Raw genomic sequence first — 20,223 nt, forward strand, 5'->3', positions numbered from 1 at the left:
GGTAATTCATTTTGCGTATTTCAAATTTAAAGAACGCAAGAAGGAACGCCATGGTTCGTTCCTGATGCAATCGGTAACGAACATTAACAGGTGTTTTGGTATTTTGGTTGACAAAAGTAATCAATGGAGGGTAGGAAAGTATCCATGGTTATATTGGATGGATTTACCAATAACCCAGGAGATATCAGCTGGGGGCCGCTTGAGCATTACGGCGAGTTGACAGTTTACGATCGGTCTGATGACTCCAATTGGTTTGAACGGGCCGGTCGCGCTGAAGTAATACTGGTGAACAAATTTGTCCTTGACCGTCCTAAGCTGGAGCTGTTGGATTCATTGCGGTGTATCATTGTTCTCGCCACCGGATATAATAATATTGACATTGAGGCATGCAAAGTCCGGGGGATCAAGGTTTATAATGCGGTAGGTTATGGAGGTGGGTCTGTGGCTCAATACGTTATGACGGCTATTTTAGCCTGGCAGATGCGGATTGAAAGCCATGCCATCGACGTTCGTCAGGGTGGTTGGTCTCGATGTCCGGATTTTTCATATACACTGTATGCGGGACGGGAAATACAGGGCATGCAGTTGGGAATTGTCGGGTTTGGTAAAATCGGTCAGACTGTCGGCCGTAAAGCCTACGCTCTGGGCATGCAGGTTGCAGCGTATCACTCTCATCCTGATCGTGATAATCAACCGTGGATGACGATGATGGGGTGGGAAGAATTGTTGAGGACCAGCGATATACTTTCCCTCCATGTGCCATTGACTCAGGCAACGCAATACTTAATCAATAAAGACAGCCTGGCCATGATGCCTTCACATGCCCTTCTGATCAATACCGGTCGTGGCGGCCTGGTCGATGAAGATGCATTGTATAGCGCCTTGAAAGAAAAGCGGATCGAAGGCGCTGTCCTGGACGTATTGGCCCAGGAGCCTCCGCCATTGGGCCATCCTTTGTTTACGCTGCCTAATTGCTGGATTACGCCACACATGGCATGGACCAGCAAGGAGGCACGAATCCGGCTTATTCGGATATCCGGCGAGAATGTTGGCCATTATTTGTCGGGAGAAGTGAAGAACCGGGTAGTGTAAAACAAAAAAGCCGGCTCGCTGTGAACCGGCTTTAAAGCTTTATTTTTTTACGATTTAAGCCAAGGGAGGTATCCGGAGCATCTGTCCCGGGTAGATTAAGTTAGGATCCTTAAGCATCGGCTTATTGGCTTCAAAAATGACCGGATATTTCATCGGGTCACCATAATACTGCTTGGCAATTTTTGAAAGCGAGTCTCCCTTCTTGACTTCGTAAAATTGTGCTTCCGGCTCAGGAACTGCTTCCGGCTCTGGCGGTACCACCGATATACGGTCGTCAACAGTTGCAATGCCTGACACATTACCAAGTGCAAGAATGATCTTTTCACGTTCTGACTGGGTAGGCACCGTGCCGTATACGGTAACCGTCTCATCATCTACGTCAAGATCAAAATCATTGACCGAAAATCCCAGATCGGTAATGGACTTTTTCAATGCCGCTACCTTGTCGTACTTCGGCTCACTTGATCCTCCGAAGATCTTTGCTCCAGCGTTTTTTAGAAAAGAAAATAAACCCATAATGTTCTTATTTTAGGTGAATGAATATTGGGGCAGCGCAATATACCACTTTTTTGAGCTAATAACCGGGAAGCTATATCGTTATCCAATCCGGGAAGGTTTCCGTGGGCTTCTACTTCGATTGAAGCAGGCCGAAATCATCGGATTTAAAGGAGAGAATGATAATTAATGTGTTGATTATCAGGCATCCAATAAATATTTTCTTATATCATATCTTTTATTGGCTCATTTTCAGGGCAATCCACTAAAAAGTAACATTAAACCTGTATATTTGCGCAGTTTTTCACAAAGGTTTTTGAATAAAGTTAATAGCACATGCAAGGCAAAGGCTTAATCAGATTCTTCTTCTTCTTACTCCTGGTAGTAAGTGCCATTCAATATCTCTTTATTTTACCTACGAATAAAGTAGAAAAGGCAGCAGACCGATATGCAGCTTCGCTCTCGGCTGAAATGCCTGAAGGAGTGGCTAAACAAACGGCCTACAACGATGCCAAATCAAGGTATCTCGATTCGATGTCGACCGAAACGGTATTTAGCATACCCGGCATCAAGAAGTATAATTACGAAGAGCTCAAGAGACAACAACTTGCGTTAGGTCTTGACTTGCAAGGTGGTATGAGTACAGTATTGCAGGTTGACTTGAAGAGCTTCCTGCAGAACTTATCCAATAACAACCAGGACCCCACCTTCCTGCAGGCATTGGATAATGCTCAAAACAGGCTAGCCAGCGAACAGACGGACTACATCACCCTTTTTGGGGAGGAGTTCACCAAGATCGCCAATGGCAAGAAACTGAGCGCCATCTTCCGGAACAACGCCTCCTTACGGGATGACATCAACATTGAAAGTACGGATGATGATATCATCAGCTTACTTCGTACCCGGGCAAATGAAACGGTCGACCTTACGTATAAAATGCTGAAAGACCGGATCGATAAATTCGGGGTCACCCAGCCTAACGTATCCAAAGACGAAAGCCGTGACCTGATCCTGGTCGAGTTGCCGGGTATCAGTAATCCGGAGCGTGCCCGCCGTTATTTGCAGGCAACAGCAAAACTGGAATTTTGGGACGTCTATCGTGTGACGGATCCAGGAGTCCTGGATGCCTTCTACGCTGCTGATCAGCGCCTGAAGAAGCTTGAAGAGGGTGATACCGCACAGGTGGCTGAACCGATCACTTTTGATACCATTCCTTATCGGGACACGCTGACCGGAAGAGACACTTTCCAGCTGGTGGAGCGGAATAACAATCAGCAGACCACTGCCGGTCCATTGTTCTCAGTCTTCCAGCCCAATCTGTACACGCAGGAATCTGCAGTGGGTAGTCCAGCTGTGATGGGTATAGCTGATAAGAATAAACGGGAGCAAATTACCAATTTCCTGAATCGGACTGACATCAAAGGCCTGTTCCCCCGTGATCTGGAGTTTAAGTGGAGCCAGAAAGGCATAAAGGACCAGAACACCGGCCAGCTGACCAATGCATACCAGTTGTATGCGATTAAAATTCCTCGTGGTACCGGGGTAGCTCCCTTGCAGGGCGACCGGGTTGTGGATGCTTATGAGACCCAGGATCAGCAGAACCAGATTGTGGTCAGTCTTCGCATGGACCCCCGTGGCGCCAAAATTTGGGGAGATATGACCACCAAGGCGGCTCAGGACAACAACCGTGAAATTGCCATTGTCCTTGATGATGAAGTGGTTTCAGCTCCGCGCGTAAACACGCCGATCACCGATGGAAACTCCCAGATTGAAGGTGGTTTCTCGCTGCAGGAGGCCAAAGACCTTGCTAATATCCTCCAGGTAGGTAAGTTGCCTACGGAGACGAAAATTATCCAGGAAAACCTGGTAGGACCGTCACTCGGCCACGACAACATTGCCAAGTCACTGCGCTCCATGATCATCGGTTTGACCATCGTACTGCTCTTTATGATCATCTACTATGGTGGTGCCGGTATCGTTTCGATCATTGCGTTGTTACTTAACCTGTTTTTCATCTTCGGCGCCCTGGCATCACTGGGAACCGTTCTGACGTTACCGGGTATTGCTGGTATCGTGCTGACGATTGGTATGGCCGTGGATGCGAACGTTATCATCTACGAACGTATACGGGAAGAATTACGGGCCGGAAAATCGCTTTCCACGTCCATTATGGATGGATTCAAACAATCCTATTCAGCGATCATCGATGCCAACGTAACCGGATTTTTGACTGCTATTGTGCTGGCTTACTTTGGTCTAGGACCCATTAAAGGCTTTGCGGTCGTTTTGATGATCGGTATATTGTCATCCTTGTTTACAGCCGTATTGGTTTCCCGGATGATCATCGACTGGTGGACCAAAAAAGGACGCGGTATCACCTTCTCCATCAAATCGACTGAAAACGTACTTTCAAAGGTTAACATCGATTGGCTTACCAAGCGCCGCGTAGCTTATATGATCTCCGGAACGCTGTTGTTGGTCAGCATCGCATCCATGTTGTTCCGTGGATTTGACCTTGGAGTTGACTTTAAAGGCGGATACTCCTATAATGTGCAGTTTGAGCACAGTGTAAGTCCGCAGGAGATTCGTGATGCGCTGTCCGGGCCATTTGAGAAGACACCGGTAGTTAAAGCGGTAGATATTTCCAATACCTATAACATTACGACGGACTACCTGGTAAATGATCAGGCCGATGATGCAGCCGACCGGGTGATGGATCAGTTGTATGGCGGAGTCAATACCCTCATGGGCGGCAATCTGAATGAAGAGAATTTCAAATCCCCGGAAGGCTCCGGCACACACGTGACCAGTTCCAGCAAAGTAGGACCAACCATTGCGGATGACATCAAGTCAAGTTCTGTCTACGCTACGTTGTTCTCCCTGCTGCTGATCTTCCTGTATATCTTTATCCGGTTTAACCGCTGGCAGTTTAGCCTGGGCGCTGTCATCGCTTTGTTCCATGACACCCTGATCACACTGGGTATCTTCTCCTTGCTGAAAGGAATTGTGCCCTGGTCACTGGAAATTGACCAGGCCTTCATTGCCGCCATTCTGACGGTGATCGGTTACTCCATCAATGATACCGTGATCGTATTTGACCGAATCAGGGAATACTTGAATGAATACACGAAAAAGGACAAATTCTCCGTTATTAATGATGCCATCAACAGTACATTATCCAGAACATTGATCACCTCGTTGACGACTTTGTTTGTGGTATTGGTACTGTTCCTGTTTGGTGGATCGAGCATAAAAGGATTTGCCTTTGCCATCCTGGTAGGTATCGGCGTAGGAACTTATTCGTCGATCTTCATTGCCACACCGATCATGGTGGATATGACCAAGGAGCTAACTTCGACAAAAGTCAGCGCTTCGAAAAAGCATTTTTCGAAAGCTGCAGGGATCAAATAGTAAGAAAGTTATCCGAATATACATGGAAGGTTGGTTTACGATTGTAGGCCAACCTTTCTTATTTTTTGCAACATCACGGGGAACAAATCCGTTTTTTTTGTGGTATCTTTTTCCAATGCAAGTCTTGAAAAATATTGGCTTATTGTTCCTTGTCGCTATTTTGGCTGCCTGCTCAGGCACTCAAAAGTTAAAATCCGGTGAGGAGGCCTATCAGTACTTCCAGTATCAGACGGCTATTCAACTCCTCAGCGAGGAATACGAGCATTCCAACATTAAAGAAGAAAAGGCACATAAAGCCTATCTGATCGCCAAATCATTTGCCGCCAACGATGACCTCAATCAGGCTTTGCAATGGTTCCGCACGGCTTATGACCTTGATTATGGTGAGCAGGCGCTGTTCGATTATGCAGTCATCATGAAAAGGCTGGAAAGATATGACGCTGCCTATAAACTTTTTGAAGCGCTGAGCAACCGGGCAGAATTTCAGATAATTGCCAAGCAGGAGATGCAGGCTTGTAAAACGGCGATGGTATGGAAAACCAATAAAGTAGCTTATACCGTTGAACCACTTTCGTTCAATAGTCCCGGATCCGATTACAGTCCGGTATTGTACCTGGATGACCAGATCGCATTTGTTTCTGACCGAAGCCAAAGCGCTGGTGAATACAATTTCAACTGGACCGGGCGGAAGTTCTCGGACATTTTTCTGGCACCGGCGCATCGGCTGGGTGAAGATCCCAGGTCATTTGATGACGTGGTCAATTCTGACGCCAATGAAGGACCACTGGCATTCAGCCACGATTATCAGACCTTGTTTTTCACTAGATGTGCGTCTCCGGAGGAAGAGCGTGATTTCTGCAAAATCTATTTTACCCGGCGAGGGCCTTATGTCTGGTCTGATCCTGAGGTGCTTTCTTTTGTACAGCCGGGAGCTAATTATCGTCATCCGGCATTGGCAGCGAATGACAGCATCATGATCTTTTCTTCCGATATGCCTAACGGTCAGGGCGGTTACGATCTTTATTATACCCGGCTGACCGGAAACAGATGGAGTGATCCCGTTAATTTAGGTGCCCGGGTTAATACTCAGGCCAATGAATCTTTTCCCTGGCTTGATCTGGATACCTTATATTTTGCTTCAGACCGGATAGGAGGTATGGGAGGACTCGATATTTATCAGACCTATGTCATGGATGATGGCTCCTGGGCACCGCCCCAGAATTTAAAGCCTCCGGTAAACAGTGGCTCTGACGACTTTGGATTGATCATTGACAGGAAGGCTGCTTTGCATTCGGGAGAACTACAGAAGGGCTATTTTTCTTCCTCACGGGAAGGGATGGGCAAAGATGATATTTACCGCTTTACCAAAATTCTGGTCGAACCCGATACCCCTCAGGTAGTCGTGCAGGAGCCCGAGAAACCATACGTCATTTACCTCGCGCTGCGGGTAGTCGAAAAATTACTTGAAAATCCGGATGACCCGAATTCGAAAGTGATCGGAAAACAACCGGTTTCCAGAGCCCAGGTAACGATTAACGGGCAGTCTTATGTGGCCAACATCAATGGCTTTGTGATTATCCCGATCGAACACGATCATTCTTACGATGCGAATGCAGCCATGGATGGTTATCTAACCAATTCCCTTGACTTTCAGTCCCCTGCCAAAGAAGATGGTCAATACGAGGTGACTGTCAATAAAGAGGTTTACTTGGACCGGATCTATCCGGGAAAAGAAATTATCCTGCAGAATATATACTACGACCTTGATAAATGGGACATTCGCGAAGACGCCAAACCTGCCCTGAATGAGCTGGTAAAAATATTGAAGGATAATCCGGAAATTCGTATCCAGTTAGCTTCCCACACCGATTGCCGGGCATCTGACGAATACAATTTCGAACTTTCCCAAAAAAGAGCGCAGAGTGCGGTAGATTATCTGGTTGAAAATGGCATAGCGCCTGAAAGGCTGGCTGCCAAAGGATTTGGCAAGAGTCAACTGATCGAAAAATGTCCTTGTGAGACTTGTACCGAAGAACAACATCAGGTCAATCGCCGTACAACCTTTACGGTGTTGTAGGCTTCTTACTGAATCCAGTGCCACAACTGATGTAAATAATACCAGGAGATCTCAAAGAGCAACGGAAGGATCATTACCCCATCAATAAAAATCGAAAAGAAGTAGTCGGAACCGTGAGATTTGGATTTGTAAATCAACCACCCGGCAACGCCATAAGTCAGGATCAATATGGTATAGGCGCGGGGACTCCAAACATGGAAATGATACACCAAAAATCCTAACAGCAACAAGGCTGCCAAGAGCAGACTCATGGAAAGCCGTTTGGCCCACTTGATTCCCAGGACCATAGGGATGGTCCATACTTTGTGTTCCTGATCCACACGAATATCCCGCAGATCAAATGGTATGGTCAGGCTGAAGATAAACAGGAAGCGCTCCAGTAATAACAGAGTGATGATGTACCAGGAATAAGTATTGGCATGCATGACAGGTATACCGATGGTCAATAAGGTCCATAGGCTGCCGATAAGAAAGATCTTGATGTAAGGATAATCCCGTAACCGCTTTTTACCTGGAAAGACGGGCAGGGCGTAGGCCAGACTTAGCACCATGATTGGAACCAGGCTCCAGCGCAACCTTTCGGAGGCATAAATGAATCCATAGACTGAAAGCAGGATTCCGATGCCGGCCACCACGATGATCCAGGTGCTCAGTTTCAGAACCGACTGAAACCGGCTGGGGCCGAGATGGACGAATCGCAGACCGATGATGCGATGGAGGCCATACAGAGCAAGGGTACCGCCAAATATCAATGCCTGCTGTGGCAATGGTGGTGTTTCTCCTGCCAGATAGACATAAGAAAAATACAGGAGAGCCCAGGCACACAGACCAATGTACAGGTTTGTGTACAACAGGAAATCGATCCATTTCTTAAACCGGAACAAGTCTAAAAGTACTTGAAGCTCTGACCGCTCTTGATGACCTGTAAGCTTTCATACATCAACCGGATCACATTTTCAACATCCTCCCGGTGGGCCATTTCCACCGTGGTATGCATGTATCGCAAGGGTAGGGATATCAGAGTTGAAGGAACACCGCCATTGGAATAGGCGAATGCATCGGTATCCGTACCGGTGGATCTGGACGCAGCGCAACGCTGGATCGGGATCTTTTTCTTTTCTGCAGTTTTGATGACCAGGTCAAGTAACTTGTTGTGCACTGCGGGGCCATAGGTTACCGCAGGTCCTTTTCCCAGCTTTACGTCACCCTGGGACTTCTTTTCGATCATCGGTGTATTCGTATCATGGGTGACATCCGTGACCAGCGCCACGTGTGGTTTGATGGTATTGGCAATCATCTCGGCACCACGTAACCCGATTTCTTCCTGTACTGCATTGACCACATACAGGGTATAAGGCAGGCTGATCTTGTTTTCATGGAGCAGACGGGCAACTTCGGCGATACAGAATCCTCCCATCCGGTTATCCAGAGCACGTCCTACATAAAAATCCTTGTTGATGATTTCAAATGGATCGTCATAGGTAATGACACAGCCGACGTGAATTCCCATTTCGGCCACTTCATCTTTATTTTTCGCTCCTACATCTATAAATATGTTGTCCACCTTGGGTGTCAGCTCATTACTTCCACTCTTTCGGGTATGGATCGCCGGCCATCCGAAAACGCCACGAACCACCCCATTAGCGGTATGGATATTTACCCTTTTCGACGGCGCAATGGTCTGATCCGATCCACCATTACGAATGACGTAGATAAAACCATCTTCGGAAATATAGTTTACAAACCAGGATATCTCATCGGCATGTGCCTCGATCACTACCCGGTAGTCTTTACCGGGGTTGATGATGCCATACAGAGTGCCGTAATTATCCAGATGATAATCGTCAATGAAAGGCTTGATGTACTCCAACCATATTTGTTGACCAGGCGCTTCAAATCCGGTGGGTGAAGCGTTGTTCAGATAATTTGCCAGAAACTTTAAACCTGTCTTTTTGATCAGTGTCATATCGATAATCCAATTTTAAACTTCATCCGATATTTGCCAGGCACGTGGATTGGTGCTCCATTTCTGCAAGGCTGTAAGATCGGCAGCATTAATGTAATTTAATTCATTTGCTACGCTGAGCAAAGCGGTATAGTTGCTTAGTGTCTGATGATTGCAGTTTTGATCCTTGAATGCCTGTCGGGCTTCATCAAATTGATAGGAAAAGATGGCCAGAATGCTTATAACTTCGGCCCCTTGCTCCCGTAGCGCATCCACAGCCTGAAGTGAACTGCCACCGGTGGAAATAAGATCTTCGGTTACCAGGATTTTTTGTCCTTCCTCCAGCATTCCCTCGATACGATTCTGTCTTCCATGTTCTTTTGGCTTGCTCCTTACATACAGGAAAGGCAGGCTGAGCCGGTCGGCAAGCAACGCACCCCATGGTATTCCTGCTGTGGCCACTCCAGCCACTGCATCAAAATCCATCGATTGGGCCAGTTGTGCAAATCCGTGAACAATCTGATTCCGGACTGCCGGATAGGATAGAGCGATCCGGTTGTCACAATAGATGGGAGATTGGATGCCTGATGCCCAGGTAAAGGGTTTTTGCGGGCTGAGTTTAATTGCGTTAATTTGTAGAAGCGATCGAGCGATCTCCTGAGCTAAATTTTCCATACACAAGTCATCGCGCAAATGTACAAAATATACAGCACTGCTCAAGTTTGTTGCCTGGCTACTCCTCAGGAGTTATTGCCAAATCTGACCGGAACGTTGCAAGCTCCTGTTGTTCCTTTTTTCAATAAGCGGGTTTTCAGTTCGTACCTGGGGCGCACCGAATATCCGCAGGTGACCTTTTTTGCCGACGACCTGGAGCAATTATGGGGCGTCTATAAAAAACAGTTCATTTACCTGGAGGCTGCCGGTGGGTTGGTATTTAACCAGGATAACAACCTGCTGGTCATTTTTCGCCGGGGATCCTGGGATCTGCCCAAAGGGAAGGTTGATCCGGGCGAAACACTCCAGGAGACCGCTATGCGTGAGGTAATGGAAGAGACGGGTATCCTGACGAAAATCCTGGCTGACCTGCCTCCCACTTATCACACCTATCCTTACAGAGATGGCATTGCCCTGAAAAAGTCCGTCTGGTACGAAATGCAATGGACCGAGGGCCAGATAAAGCTCCAGGCAGAAGAAGATATCGAGGACCATGCCTGGATAGCTCCCCAGCAGTTTTTAGAGAAATACCATCCGATCTACCCCAGTATCCGCGAAGTGGTGACAGCTTACCTGGACAAACATCCGCATTAGATCCATAATAGGTCTAAAAGAGAAAGTCTTGCAATCAGTTCTTTTGATTCGGGTTTAAGATGTTGTCAATACGAACGAGGATATCCTCAAGATGTCCCTTTTTCTCCGGTAGTCCTGAGGATCGGCTGATGGAAGCCACAACATCACCACGCAAGGTCTTCAGTTGTTGCCGGATAATTGGCTTGATGTCCGATTCGGTCACCTTCACATCTTCATCCTTCATCAGTGTACCCAGCACATCAAGATAACCGCGTTGCAAATTACGTCTGAAAGCATCCGGTGTCTGTGTGTTGGTCAGCTCACTCCATATCGTCTCACGGGTTGAATTCATCAGTTCATCCAGACTGTAAGCAGAGATCGGATAGAGCGCTTTTTGTTCCATCAATCGCAGGAGACGTTCCTTGTCATAGAGGCTATTGAGGGTTCGCAATTGCAGTGACCGGACATTTTCCATGGTGCCCACAGGGTCAATCCTTTCGAGGATGTCCGGTACTAATAACCAGTTAGGTGTTGTGAAAACATTGTGATTCAGCCAGTTAACAGCTCCTGCTTGCCGTGCTTTTGGAACCTGCAGGTACACCGGACTGTCTTCATCTGCTGTCTTCCGGTATTCGTAGACACCGCCGACATTCATAGTCACGTGCCCGATATATCTGCGGTATTGGCCGATAACGGCATTGTACATATCTTCCAATTCTTCAAATTCTTTTCCTTCCTGGGAGGACCAATCGATCAACTGAGGTACGATCCTTTTTAGATTGTTAAGCCCCATGTCACTGGCATAAACCGCGTCGTCACCGAGGTCTTCAGTTTGTGAGGACGGGTCGATGCCATTCACATGACCAAAGCGGTAGATCGGATTTCCGGATTTCTCCTTCACCCATTGATTTAGCGTGGACCGTTCAGAGTCCTTGGTGCTTCCCGGAATAATCCGGTAACCGTAGGTTATTGACCAATCGTCATACGGACCGATGCCAGGATAGAAATTCGTAACACCGTCCTCCGGCTGGGCTATGTAATTAAATCGCGCATAGTCCATGATTGAAGGAGCCGTACCATGGTTTTTGGTGAATGTCCTGGACCTGAGGGAGTCAACTTTATAGGCAACACTCGAGCCCATATTGTGGGGCAAACCCAGGGTATGACCAACTTCATGGGATGCGACAAAACGGATAAGCTGTCCCATGACTTCCTTGTCAAATTTAACTGCCCGGGCAGCCGGATTGGAAGCTGCTGTCTGCACCAGATACCAGTTGCGAAGCAGATTCATCACATTGTGGTACCAGAGAATGTCACTTTCCAGGATTTCTCCTGTTCTGGGGTCATGCACATGAGGGCCCTGGGCATTCTGGATCTCTGTGGTGATGTAGCGAATGACGGAGTACCGTACGTCCTCGGGGCTCCAGGAAGGGTCTTCCTCTTTGGTTGGGGCGTCCATAGCCATGATGGCATTCTTAAAACCCGCTTTTTCAAATGCTTTCTGCCAGTCATTGACTCCTTGTTTGATATAAGGACGCCATTCTACCGGGGTAGCTGGATCAATGTAATAAATGATTGGCTTAACAGGCTCAACCAGTTCACCGTGGGCATAGGCTTCAGGATCCTTGGGCTCCAATCGCCAGCGGGTTATGAACTGTTCTTTCGCTGCTTTTTGTTCATCGAGGCTGTAGTTGGTATGGCTGACGCTGAAATAGGCTACCCGGCTATCGTAATAACGTGGTTGCATCGGGTGCTCCGGGAGCAGGATAAATGATTGGGTCATCTCCACCGAAAGTGTTTGGGTCAGTTGATTGTCGGGCAGAGACCTGCCGCGGAATGTGAGTACATGAACCACCTCTACATTTTGGGGGAATGCCCGCATGGATTGTACAAAGGATCGCTTATTATCCAGGTTCTGGATGTCAAAATTCTTGCGTTGATTTTTCGTAAGCGGGCCGATCATTTCGACATCGGAGGTAAACAGATCCGTGACATCAATGACCAGATTGGTCGAATCGGTATTAAATGTTTTGATCGGGAAGGTCATGATGACCGGTTCAAAGTTGTTGTTTTTGACCGACTCATAAACCGGATTGTCCGGGTCTGCGGTACTTGAATACGAAACCGACCGCAGAAGAACCTGATCACCCAGCCGCTGCCAGCGAATCACTTGTTGTGGCCGGCTCTTCATACCTGCGCCACCAAAGGATAAATTGTTGACATAACCGGATATTCGTGATACGACCAGCATTTCTTTTTCAAGCAAGCCAAAAGGCAGTTCGAAATAGGTCTTGTCATCAACCTGATGGACCGTCATCAGTCCGGCTTCACTTTGTGCTTCCGGGGTAATGATCTCTTTGTAAGGCTTGAATTTTCCCGGTTTCTTTTTCGGTGCTTCAGGCTTTATCGTATCTGCTTGTACTACCGGCGGTGGTGTTTTCTTTTTGAATACTTGTGCTTCAGCGGGAATGAGTAAAAGCCCGGCAAACGCCAGGGCTAAGGGCATTCTCAAGGATGTCCTCATGATTTGCGTTTTATTGATTTGATTGCGAATTTAGGTTTATCTGTTTATATAGACCAACTTATTGAATATTGTATACCCGCCTGGGTGGTGTGCCATGCCTCGCAGGTACAAATAACGATTAGCCCTGCGAACAAAATTGTAGATTTGCAGTTTACTGTCCAATAATTGTAAGGAGCGATGTTTGAAACTCAGTTGGCTAGCGAAAGTTTAACCCTGATACGGGACAGTACCCGAGATTTTGCTGAACAACACATCAGGCCCTATGTGATGGAATGGGATGAATCCCAACATTTCCCCAAGGATGTCCTGCAGGAGATGGGCAAGTATGGTATGATGGGTGTCCTTGTACCGGAATCGTTGGGTGGAGCCGGTTTGGGTTATCAGGAATACATCACTGTAATCGAGGAAGTTGCGAAAGTTGATCCTTCACTGGGATTGTCGGTTGCAGCACATAATTCATTGTGCTCCGGGCACATCAGCCAGTTTGGCGATGACATTCAAAAAGCAAAATACCTCAGTAAGTTAGCGACTGGTGAGTGGATCGGTGCCTGGGGTTTGACTGAACCCAACACCGGGAGCGATTCCATGCGTATGCAGTGTACGGCTGTGAAGGATGGGAATAACTACATTCTGAACGGGAACAAACTGTGGATAACACATGGCATCAGCGCAGAGGTGGCAGTTGTTCTGGCACGCACCGGATATTTATTGGATAAAAACGGTATTAGTGCCTTTGTCATAGAACGTGGTACACCAGGGTTTTATGCCGGTAAAAAGGAAAACAAATTAGGCATGCGGGCTTCGGAGACGGCGGAAATGATCTTCGATAATTGCCGTATTCATAAAAATCAAATGTTAGGGGAGGAAGGCCAGGGATTTATCCAGGCGATGAAAGTGCTGGATGGGGGACGTATTTCCATTGCTGCCCTTTCTCTTGGAATTGCCAAAGGTGCCTATGAGGCTGCTGTCGCCTATGCCAAGCAGCGGGAACAATTTGGGCGTCCGATTGCCCATTTCCAGGCGATCTCCTTTAAGTTAGCCGATATGGCAACCAAAATCCAGGCTGCCGAGTTGCTTACCCGTCGCGCCGGGTACCTGAAGGATCAGGGACTCCCGGTGACCACCGAATCTGCCATGGCCAAGTTGTATGCCTCCGAGGTATGCGTTGAGATTGCCAATGATGCTGTCCAGGTTTTTGGTGGCTATGGTTATACCAAAGATTTTCCGGTCGAAAAATTTTATCGTGACGCCAAGTTGTGCACCATCGGAGAAGGTACTTCAGAGATCCAGAAACTGGTTATATCCCGCAATCTGCTCAAGGACTGATCAATAGCCATATTTTTCTTTCCAGCAGTGCTGTAGGTACTGCCTGAGCTTCTCTTCCTGGCCATTCAGAGCAGGGTCATACAGTTGAGTGCCTTCGACCCCTTCCGGCAGATATTCCTGATCCATGAAATGATCCTTACCCTCATGCGAATACTTGTACCCTTTGCCGTAATCCAGATCTTTCATCAGCCGGGTTGGGGCATTGCGCAGATGCAGTGGGACCGGAAGATTCCCTGTCTTGCGTACCAGGTCAAGGGCTGCTCCGATAGCAGCATAGGCCGAGTTGCTTTTAGGTGAAGATGCCAGGTATACAGTGGCTTCAGAAAGGATAATGCGTGCCTCAGGCATCCCGATCACATGCACGGCCTGAAAACAGGATTGAGCCAGCAATAAGGCATTTGGATTGGCTAACCCGATGTCCTCTGCTGCCGAGATCAGCAATCGTCGTGCAATAAATTTTACATCCTCGCCACCATCCAGCATACGGGCCAGCCAGTATACGGCGCCGTTTGGATCACTGCCGCGGATGGATTTTATTAATGCAGAAGCAATGTCGTAATGTTGTTCTCCGCCTTTGTCATACCGGGTGAGATTTTGCTGCACCAGGCTGGTGATCACCTCGTTGGTAATGGCCTGGCCTTCCTCTAAAGCACCACCCACCAGGTCCACCATGTTCAGTAGTTTGCGGGCATCACCATCTGAAAGCTGAATCAATGCCTCCGTCTCCGCTATGGTCAAATGCAGCGGCGCCAGGATCTCGTCCGTATCCAGAGCCCGTTTTGCCAGATTCAGAAGTTCCGTCTCGCTCAACGGCTTCAGTACATAAACTTGGGAACGGCTCAATAATGCCGATATCACTTCGAAGCTTGGATTTTCAGTGGTTGCCCCAATGAGTGTTACCGTACCGTTTTCCACTGCATGCAATAAGGAATCCTGCTGTGCCTTGCTGAAACGGTGGATCTCGTCGATGAATAGGATTGGATTCGGACGGTCAAAAAAGCGTTGCTTTTCGGCTTTTTCGATGGTCTCGCGTACATCTTTGACGCCGGAATGGACTGCACTTAGTGCGAACATGGGCCGCTTCAGTTCCTGGGCGATCAGCCGTGCCATTGTGGTCTTGCCTACACCGGGAGGTCCCCAGAAGATCATGGACGGGATCTGACCCTGCTGGATTAATTTGGTGAGTACTCCCTGCGGTCCTACCAGATGTTGCTGGCCTACGATATCGGATAAGTGTTGGGGACGAAGCCGCTCCGCTAATGGTTTCATAAATAATTTTAAAAAATATTGGCTTTCTACCAACCAGGTGATGAAGAACTACGTGTAAGGTAGTAATGATGGAATTATTAACGAATAAAAAGACTACCATATGAAAAACACATTAGTAGCCCTTCTCATCTTTCTCATTCACTTGCCTTTGGCTTATTCCCAGGATTGCCAGGTCGGGATCATCCGGGCCTCGACCAGTAATGGAATTGTCCTGGAGTTAAAGTTAAGGCCAGCCGATCAGGTTCGTGGAATACGCTGGTCCACCGGAGATTCCACGAACCGTATTTTGGTTTCGGAGCCAGGTGTTTATTGTGTCAAAGTTGCGTTTGCCGGGGGCTGCATCGCTGATGACTGCATTGAGATTGGTCGTCCTGATTCTACCCCCTGTTTTGTAGAGATCAAGCGGGAAACATTGGATTCGGGTATCAGACTTACAGCGATCCCACGGCCTGCCGATGCGGTTGTAGCACTCAAGTGGAGTACCGCTTCGGAGGATCGTTCGATCGTGGTCAGGGAGCCGGGTAAATATTGTGTTGGCGTACGGTTCAGTACCGGCTGTACGGCGGAAGCTTGTGTGGAGATCCCTCGGACGGACCCACTGGAATGTAATGTAGAGATCAGGCGTGAAGTGACTGATTCGGGCATCAGGCTGACGGCAGTCCCTCGGCCTGCCGATGCGGTGGTTGCATTCAGGTGGAGTACCGGTTCAGAAGATCGTTCGATTGTGGTCAGGGAGCCGGGTAAATATTGTGTTGGAGTGCGGTTCAGCACTGGCTGCACAGCAGAAGCATGCGTAGAGATCCCGCGCCTGGACTCGGAAGAATGCAAAGTAGAAATCAGGCGTGAGCTACTTCAGGGTACAATGTCAGCTATTCAATTAAAGGCCATCGCCCGGCCAGGCGATGATGTCATTTCCTTCAAATGGAATACAGGAGATACTACGCAAATGATCACCGTTGAAAAACCCGGTAATTATTGTGTTGGTGTACGCTTTGCATCCAGATGTACAGCCCGGGACTGTGTTGAAATAGCCGGCAGAGATTGCCAGGTTGGCTTTGAACGTCATACTGCGGATAGCGGCTTCTATGTGTCCATTGTGCCACGTCCGGATACGGGCATCGTCGCTGTAAAATGGTCTACAGGAGATACGGGCCGGCAAATTCAAGTCCTTGCTCCTGGGAAATATTGTGTACGGGTTGCTTATCGTAATGGGTGTGTGGCAGAAAATTGCTTTGAATATGAAAGGGCCTGCAGTGTTCATATTCGTACCTCGAAAGGTAAGCTTGGTGCCAAAGCCCGAGGCATAGCTCCATTTGTATACTATTGGTCAACCGGAGACTCCAGCGAAGTAATTGAAGTGGAAAACCCCGGTGAATATTGCATTACTGTAGTTGATGCAACTGGATGTAAATCAGAGACATGCATAAGGTATGATCCGGATTTGCTGCTGGCTGCAAATGGAGATGCCCAGGCGGTTTCAGAACATCGGGAAGTTTATAATCCAACCGGATCGCCATCGAATCTGGTAAGCGAGAAAATACCGGGCAACTCATTCGTTTATCCTAACCCGACAGACGGTATATGGAATATCCAACTGCCTATAAATCAGAGCGGTACATTTATTGTGCAGGTTCAGGATATGCAGGGTAAAACACATATCCAAAAGATCCTTAATTTAGAGAAGGGCATTCCCATCGTTGAAATTGACGGATCGAATCTGCCACCCGGTTTGTATCTGACCCTGATCCATGACAGTACCCGGTATTGGGCGCTCAAAACCATTCGAAAGTAAATTCAATTCATAAAAGCATCCATTCACATGGACCACAATCTCATAAAGCAATGTATAACTGGGCAACGCCATGCCCAGTTTTTGCTTTATGAAAACTGCTTTCCCTGGTTGATGCAGGTGTGTTTACGCTATATGCCAGACGAGACAGAGGCCAGGGCCATATTAAATAGTGGATTTCTGAAGATCATCATGAATCTAAACAGATATAATCCCGATGTTCCTTTTGAGGCATGGGGAAAGCGCATCATGATCAACACGATAATTGATGCATTCAGGAAGACACAGTCATTGCGCCGGAAAGTCGAGATCGTAGAGCTTGATCATACCGCTGAAAGCCGTCATGTCGATTACAATCAGGCCGAACTGCTTTTGGAAGCAGAGCAATATCAAAGGATGATTCACCAGCTTCCAGAAATCCCAAGGAAAGTTTTTAACCTGTATGCCATCGATGGATATTCCCATGCTGAAATTGGTGAGCTGTTATCCATTTCTCCCGGAACATCAAAATGGTACCTGAACGCAGCCAGACAGAACTTGAAAGAAATGATCGCATCAAAACTTCAGAAAGATCAGGGGCCGCTGAAAGGTCCCCCCAGACAGATATCTGTAAATCAACCAAGATGAAAGAAAAAGATCCAATAGATAATCTATTTGCCCGGAACCTGAGCAGTAATCACTACAATATGCGGCCGGAAGATTGGCAAAATGCGCTTCGCCTGATTGAATCCCAAAAGCGACGTAAGCGCAGGCTTGCATTCTGGCTATTCGGCAGCTTGGTAGTTTTAGGCTTGTTAACAGGATACTGGTTTGCCTTTGCGGGAGGTAAGGAACCTGAAAATATAACCAGGCATGAGGCTGTGGTTGAAGATGCCTTCGCTGATGATGGTAAGGAAGGAAATCGGGAAGCCTTGAAATCTCAAATGTCAACTCAGGAACAGGCATTAGTTATTGACGCTTCTAAAGGTGTTTTACGCCAACTAGCTGACCCTAATGACAAACTACGGGGACGAAAGGGAGCAGGGACCCGCCAAAATACCTCGGCTGTTCCCGGTAGTTATACTCAACTAAGAAAGCAACCAGATGTGGTGTTGGATGATCCGGCTAAAGATGCGGGAATCGGGTTTCAGTTTCAGGAGAACCACAAGTCTGTGACAGATAGCAAGGCCATAAGATCCTTACCTGACAGATTTATTACAATCGATGTATCAGATACCGGAATCCGGCTGAAAAAGATGAACACCTCATTGTCGGGCCCGGAAATTCCATTCGAACCGGTAGTTGGCATTGGACTTTCGATCGGAACCTTGTTTAGTATCGGGAGCTCAGAATTATGGCAGGGTATCGAGGCCGGATTGATGACCACCTACCAGTTTTATGAAAAATGGGGTTTGCAACTCGGTGTCATGTATGGGCAGAATCACCAGATTGGCGGCTATTCTCAACTGGAATATCAGTCAGAATATGATTTTGGCTCGGTCACCAGAACATTGGGAATGTATGGAGATACCAGGCATTACCTGGAATTCCCACTGGCATTACACTATCATATATCGCGCTGGTCTGTCTTCGCTGGTGTTGCACCGTCCTATACACTGGGTGTGCAGGGTTCAGTAAATGAAATAACACTGATGCCGATCCTGGGAACCCGTTCCAATAAAGTACAGCAAGTGGTGCAGTCGCTTTCTGAAGGCTGGCTGCCCACAGGACCTTACCGGAAGTGGAACTTCAGGACAACAGCGGGGATGCGGTATCAGGTGAATAAAGGCTTTTTCCTGCAAGGGGCCTTAGGCTACCTGTGGAAGAATGATTTAAGCGATTATCCGGAATCGTTGATGCAGTCAAAGCCAAGTCCGGTATCGATTGGGTTAGGAATACAAATTATGTTGGAGCAATGAGAAAGAGACATTTGATTCTGTGGGTAATGGCATTGTTTGCTGGTTGTCAGACGCTTGAATTTCCTGAGCCTCAGGTACCTAGCCCGGTTTTTTACATAAAGGGTTATTTAAATGGCGCACCGTGGCAATTGAATGCCGGAGATAACCACTATTTCCTGGATACGGAGTGGAAACGGGATGAGGCTAAAGTACCCGTATTGGTCAGTACCATCCGGCCGGATTCCTGTGCCGGACTTTGTGCCAATTCTTTCAGGATGCAGTTGCGCTCTCTGCAGGCATCTGCTGCAGGCATAGATATCGATGCGCTTTTGAATGCTGATCAAAACAGGCGTTATCTGGATGTGGAAGCCGTGGATAGCACCGAATATCAATTCAAGTCAATAGGACAGTGTTCAGGCCTTCCGGCGCGGTCTAATTGGAAGATCGGAGATCGCAAACTCAGCGGGTCAACTATTTCAGTAGTACTACCGGATGTTGAGCAGGAAATGGATTACATGATCCAGGACTCGACAGCCACATTGGCTGTTCAGATCACACAACCTATTGTGCAGGAGATGGTATCCATGACAGAGTCAAACCAATCCATCAAGGTTAATTTTATACAGGATGGTCGTGCGATTGTTATTCAATTATCGGATACCAGGGATTTTACCGTGACCTGGTCACCAGTTACATCGGATGGTAAAAAGCTCATCATCCGGGAGCCGATCGCAACCCGCATCAGTGCAGAAATCGTATGGAATAATGGACAAAAAGGGAAAGTTGTCATCAAATTACCGGAGAATAATGTATTGCCGGCAGATGTTTGTCAGGCTGGCTTCAGTTACCGGGTCATCAATAAAGTACCGCGGCCAAATCCATTGCAACTGAATACCATCGATCTGTATTATACGAATGACCAGGGAAAATTGTTTAGCACCCGGTTTGCCCGACAGGTCAATGCTTCGTTCAAAGTTATAGATCACGAACCCTATAGAAGTGATGCTTCAGGTCAGCCGACTCAGAAAGTCTTCTTTCTGCTCAATTGTATCATGGCAGACCAGGCCAGAACGGAGCAACTCGTCCTGGAAGATGTGGAGGGGGTTTTCGCCTTTGCCTATCCCAACTGAG

General features: G+C 47.6%; 15 protein-coding genes. 9 read left to right on the top strand and 6 right to left on the bottom strand.

Features of this window, described 5'->3' with window-relative positions; all coding sequences use genetic code 11:
* Positions 1-123 precede the first annotated feature (123 nt).
* Complete coding sequence (locus tag H6570_07795; GenBank protein ID MCB9319167.1) at positions 124-1,092, top strand: D-2-hydroxyacid dehydrogenase; 969 nt, start codon at positions 124-126, stop codon at positions 1,090-1,092.
* A 54-nt stretch (positions 1,093-1,146) separates the two neighbouring features.
* Here the strand turns inward: H6570_07795 and lysM are convergent, their stop codons facing one another.
* On the bottom strand, positions 1,147-1,608 hold the full coding sequence (gene lysM / locus H6570_07800; GenBank protein MCB9319168.1) for a peptidoglycan-binding protein LysM: 462 nt from the start codon (positions 1,606-1,608) through the stop codon (positions 1,147-1,149).
* A 315-nt stretch (positions 1,609-1,923) separates the two neighbouring features.
* Here lysM and secDF point away from each other — a divergent pair, with 315 nt between their 5' ends.
* Together secDF and H6570_07810 are read left to right on the top strand one after the other, a co-directional pair.
* Positions 1,924-4,998 (top strand): protein translocase subunit SecDF, encoded by a 3,075-nt coding sequence (gene secDF, locus H6570_07805; GenBank protein ID MCB9319169.1) that lies wholly within the window; start codon positions 1,924-1,926, stop codon positions 4,996-4,998.
* Positions 4,999-5,113: 115 nt separating this feature from the next.
* Positions 5,114-7,075 carry an OmpA family protein gene (locus tag H6570_07810; protein ID MCB9319170.1) on the top strand — a complete coding sequence of 654 codons (1,962 nt, stop codon included), beginning with the start codon at positions 5,114-5,116 and terminating at the stop codon, positions 7,073-7,075.
* Between the two features lie 5 nt (positions 7,076-7,080).
* On the opposite strand, the gene H6570_07815 is transcribed toward H6570_07810, so the two are convergent.
* From H6570_07815 to H6570_07825, 3 genes are read right to left on the bottom strand one after another with little or no spacing between them, the layout of a single operon-like run.
* Entirely contained in the window at positions 7,081-7,959 is an 879-nt protein-coding gene (locus tag H6570_07815; GenBank protein MCB9319171.1) for a hypothetical protein, read from the bottom strand.
* Between the two features lie 2 nt (positions 7,960-7,961).
* On the bottom strand, positions 7,962-9,041 hold the full coding sequence (locus H6570_07820; protein MCB9319172.1) for a M42 family metallopeptidase: 1,080 nt from the start codon (positions 9,039-9,041) through the stop codon (positions 7,962-7,964).
* Positions 9,042-9,056: 15 nt separating this feature from the next.
* Positions 9,057-9,695: an orotate phosphoribosyltransferase gene (locus tag H6570_07825; GenBank protein ID MCB9319173.1), complete on the bottom strand. Its 639-nt coding sequence runs from the start codon at positions 9,693-9,695 to the stop codon at positions 9,057-9,059.
* An 18-nt stretch (positions 9,696-9,713) separates the two neighbouring features.
* Here H6570_07825 and H6570_07830 point away from each other — a divergent pair, with 18 nt between their 5' ends.
* Positions 9,714-10,328, top strand: a complete 615-nt coding sequence (locus H6570_07830; protein ID MCB9319174.1) for an NUDIX hydrolase — start codon at positions 9,714-9,716, stop codon at positions 10,326-10,328.
* A gap of 34 nt (positions 10,329-10,362) precedes the next feature.
* Here H6570_07830 and H6570_07835 read toward each other — a convergent pair whose 3' ends face one another.
* Positions 10,363-12,831 carry a zinc-dependent metalloprotease gene (locus tag H6570_07835; GenBank protein ID MCB9319175.1) on the bottom strand — a complete coding sequence of 823 codons (2,469 nt, stop codon included), beginning with the start codon at positions 12,829-12,831 and terminating at the stop codon, positions 10,363-10,365.
* A 177-nt stretch (positions 12,832-13,008) separates the two neighbouring features.
* Here H6570_07835 and H6570_07840 point away from each other — a divergent pair, with 177 nt between their 5' ends.
* Positions 13,009-14,157: an acyl-CoA dehydrogenase family protein gene (locus H6570_07840; GenBank protein ID MCB9319176.1), complete on the top strand. Its 1,149-nt coding sequence runs from the start codon at positions 13,009-13,011 to the stop codon at positions 14,155-14,157.
* Here H6570_07840 and H6570_07845 read toward each other — a convergent pair whose 3' ends face one another.
* Positions 14,158-15,426, bottom strand: coding sequence for a replication-associated recombination protein A (locus H6570_07845; GenBank protein MCB9319177.1), 1,269 nt, complete (start codon positions 15,424-15,426; stop codon positions 14,158-14,160). It lies immediately after the preceding gene.
* 100 nt (positions 15,427-15,526) lie between these two features.
* Here H6570_07845 and H6570_07850 point away from each other — a divergent pair, with 100 nt between their 5' ends.
* Genes H6570_07850 through H6570_07865 form a run of 4 tightly spaced genes read left to right on the top strand, consistent with a single transcriptional unit; the run spans position 15,527 to position 20,222 of the window.
* A complete protein-coding gene (locus H6570_07850) occupies positions 15,527-17,218 on the top strand; it encodes a T9SS type A sorting domain-containing protein (protein ID MCB9319178.1) in 1,692 nt (563 codons plus the stop codon).
* Between the two features lie 27 nt (positions 17,219-17,245).
* A complete protein-coding gene (locus H6570_07855; protein ID MCB9319179.1) occupies positions 17,246-17,842 on the top strand; it encodes an RNA polymerase sigma factor in 597 nt (198 codons plus the stop codon).
* Positions 17,839-19,113: a PorT family protein gene (locus tag H6570_07860; GenBank protein ID MCB9319180.1), complete on the top strand. Its 1,275-nt coding sequence runs from the start codon at positions 17,839-17,841 to the stop codon at positions 19,111-19,113. The genes H6570_07855 and H6570_07860 overlap by 4 nt, the downstream gene beginning before the upstream one ends.
* Positions 19,110-20,222, top strand: a complete 1,113-nt coding sequence (locus H6570_07865) for a hypothetical protein (GenBank protein MCB9319181.1) — start codon at positions 19,110-19,112, stop codon at positions 20,220-20,222. Before H6570_07860 ends, H6570_07865 begins: the two co-directional genes overlap by 4 nt.
* Position 20,223: the final 1 nt, after the last annotated feature.

It is taken from the genome of Lewinellaceae bacterium, assembly GCA_020636135.1.
Lineage (GTDB): Bacteria > Bacteroidota > Bacteroidia > Chitinophagales > Saprospiraceae > JAGQXC01.

Coding starts and splice junctions, on each gene's coding strand:
- H6570_07795 (MCB9319167.1), top strand. CDS start 124: ATGGAGGGTAGGAAAGTATCCATGGTTATATTGGATGGATTTACCAAT.
- lysM (MCB9319168.1), bottom strand. CDS start 1,608: ATGGGTTTATTTTCTTTTCTAAAAAACGCTGGAGCAAAGATCTTCGGA.
- secDF (MCB9319169.1), top strand. CDS start 1,924: ATGCAAGGCAAAGGCTTAATCAGATTCTTCTTCTTCTTACTCCTGGTA.
- H6570_07810 (MCB9319170.1), top strand. CDS start 5,114: ATGCAAGTCTTGAAAAATATTGGCTTATTGTTCCTTGTCGCTATTTTG.
- H6570_07820 (MCB9319172.1), bottom strand. CDS start 9,041: ATGACACTGATCAAAAAGACAGGTTTAAAGTTTCTGGCAAATTATCTG.
- H6570_07825 (MCB9319173.1), bottom strand. CDS start 9,695: ATGGAAAATTTAGCTCAGGAGATCGCTCGATCGCTTCTACAAATTAAC.
- H6570_07830 (MCB9319174.1), top strand. CDS start 9,714: ATGTACAAAATATACAGCACTGCTCAAGTTTGTTGCCTGGCTACTCCT.
- H6570_07835 (MCB9319175.1), bottom strand. CDS start 12,831: ATGAGGACATCCTTGAGAATGCCCTTAGCCCTGGCGTTTGCCGGGCTT.
- H6570_07840 (MCB9319176.1), top strand. CDS start 13,009: ATGTTTGAAACTCAGTTGGCTAGCGAAAGTTTAACCCTGATACGGGAC.
- H6570_07845 (MCB9319177.1), bottom strand. CDS start 15,426: ATGAAACCATTAGCGGAGCGGCTTCGTCCCCAACACTTATCCGATATC.
- H6570_07850 (MCB9319178.1), top strand. CDS start 15,527: ATGAAAAACACATTAGTAGCCCTTCTCATCTTTCTCATTCACTTGCCT.
- H6570_07855 (MCB9319179.1), top strand. CDS start 17,246: ATGGACCACAATCTCATAAAGCAATGTATAACTGGGCAACGCCATGCC.
- H6570_07860 (MCB9319180.1), top strand. CDS start 17,839: ATGAAAGAAAAAGATCCAATAGATAATCTATTTGCCCGGAACCTGAGC.
- H6570_07865 (MCB9319181.1), top strand. CDS start 19,110: ATGAGAAAGAGACATTTGATTCTGTGGGTAATGGCATTGTTTGCTGGT.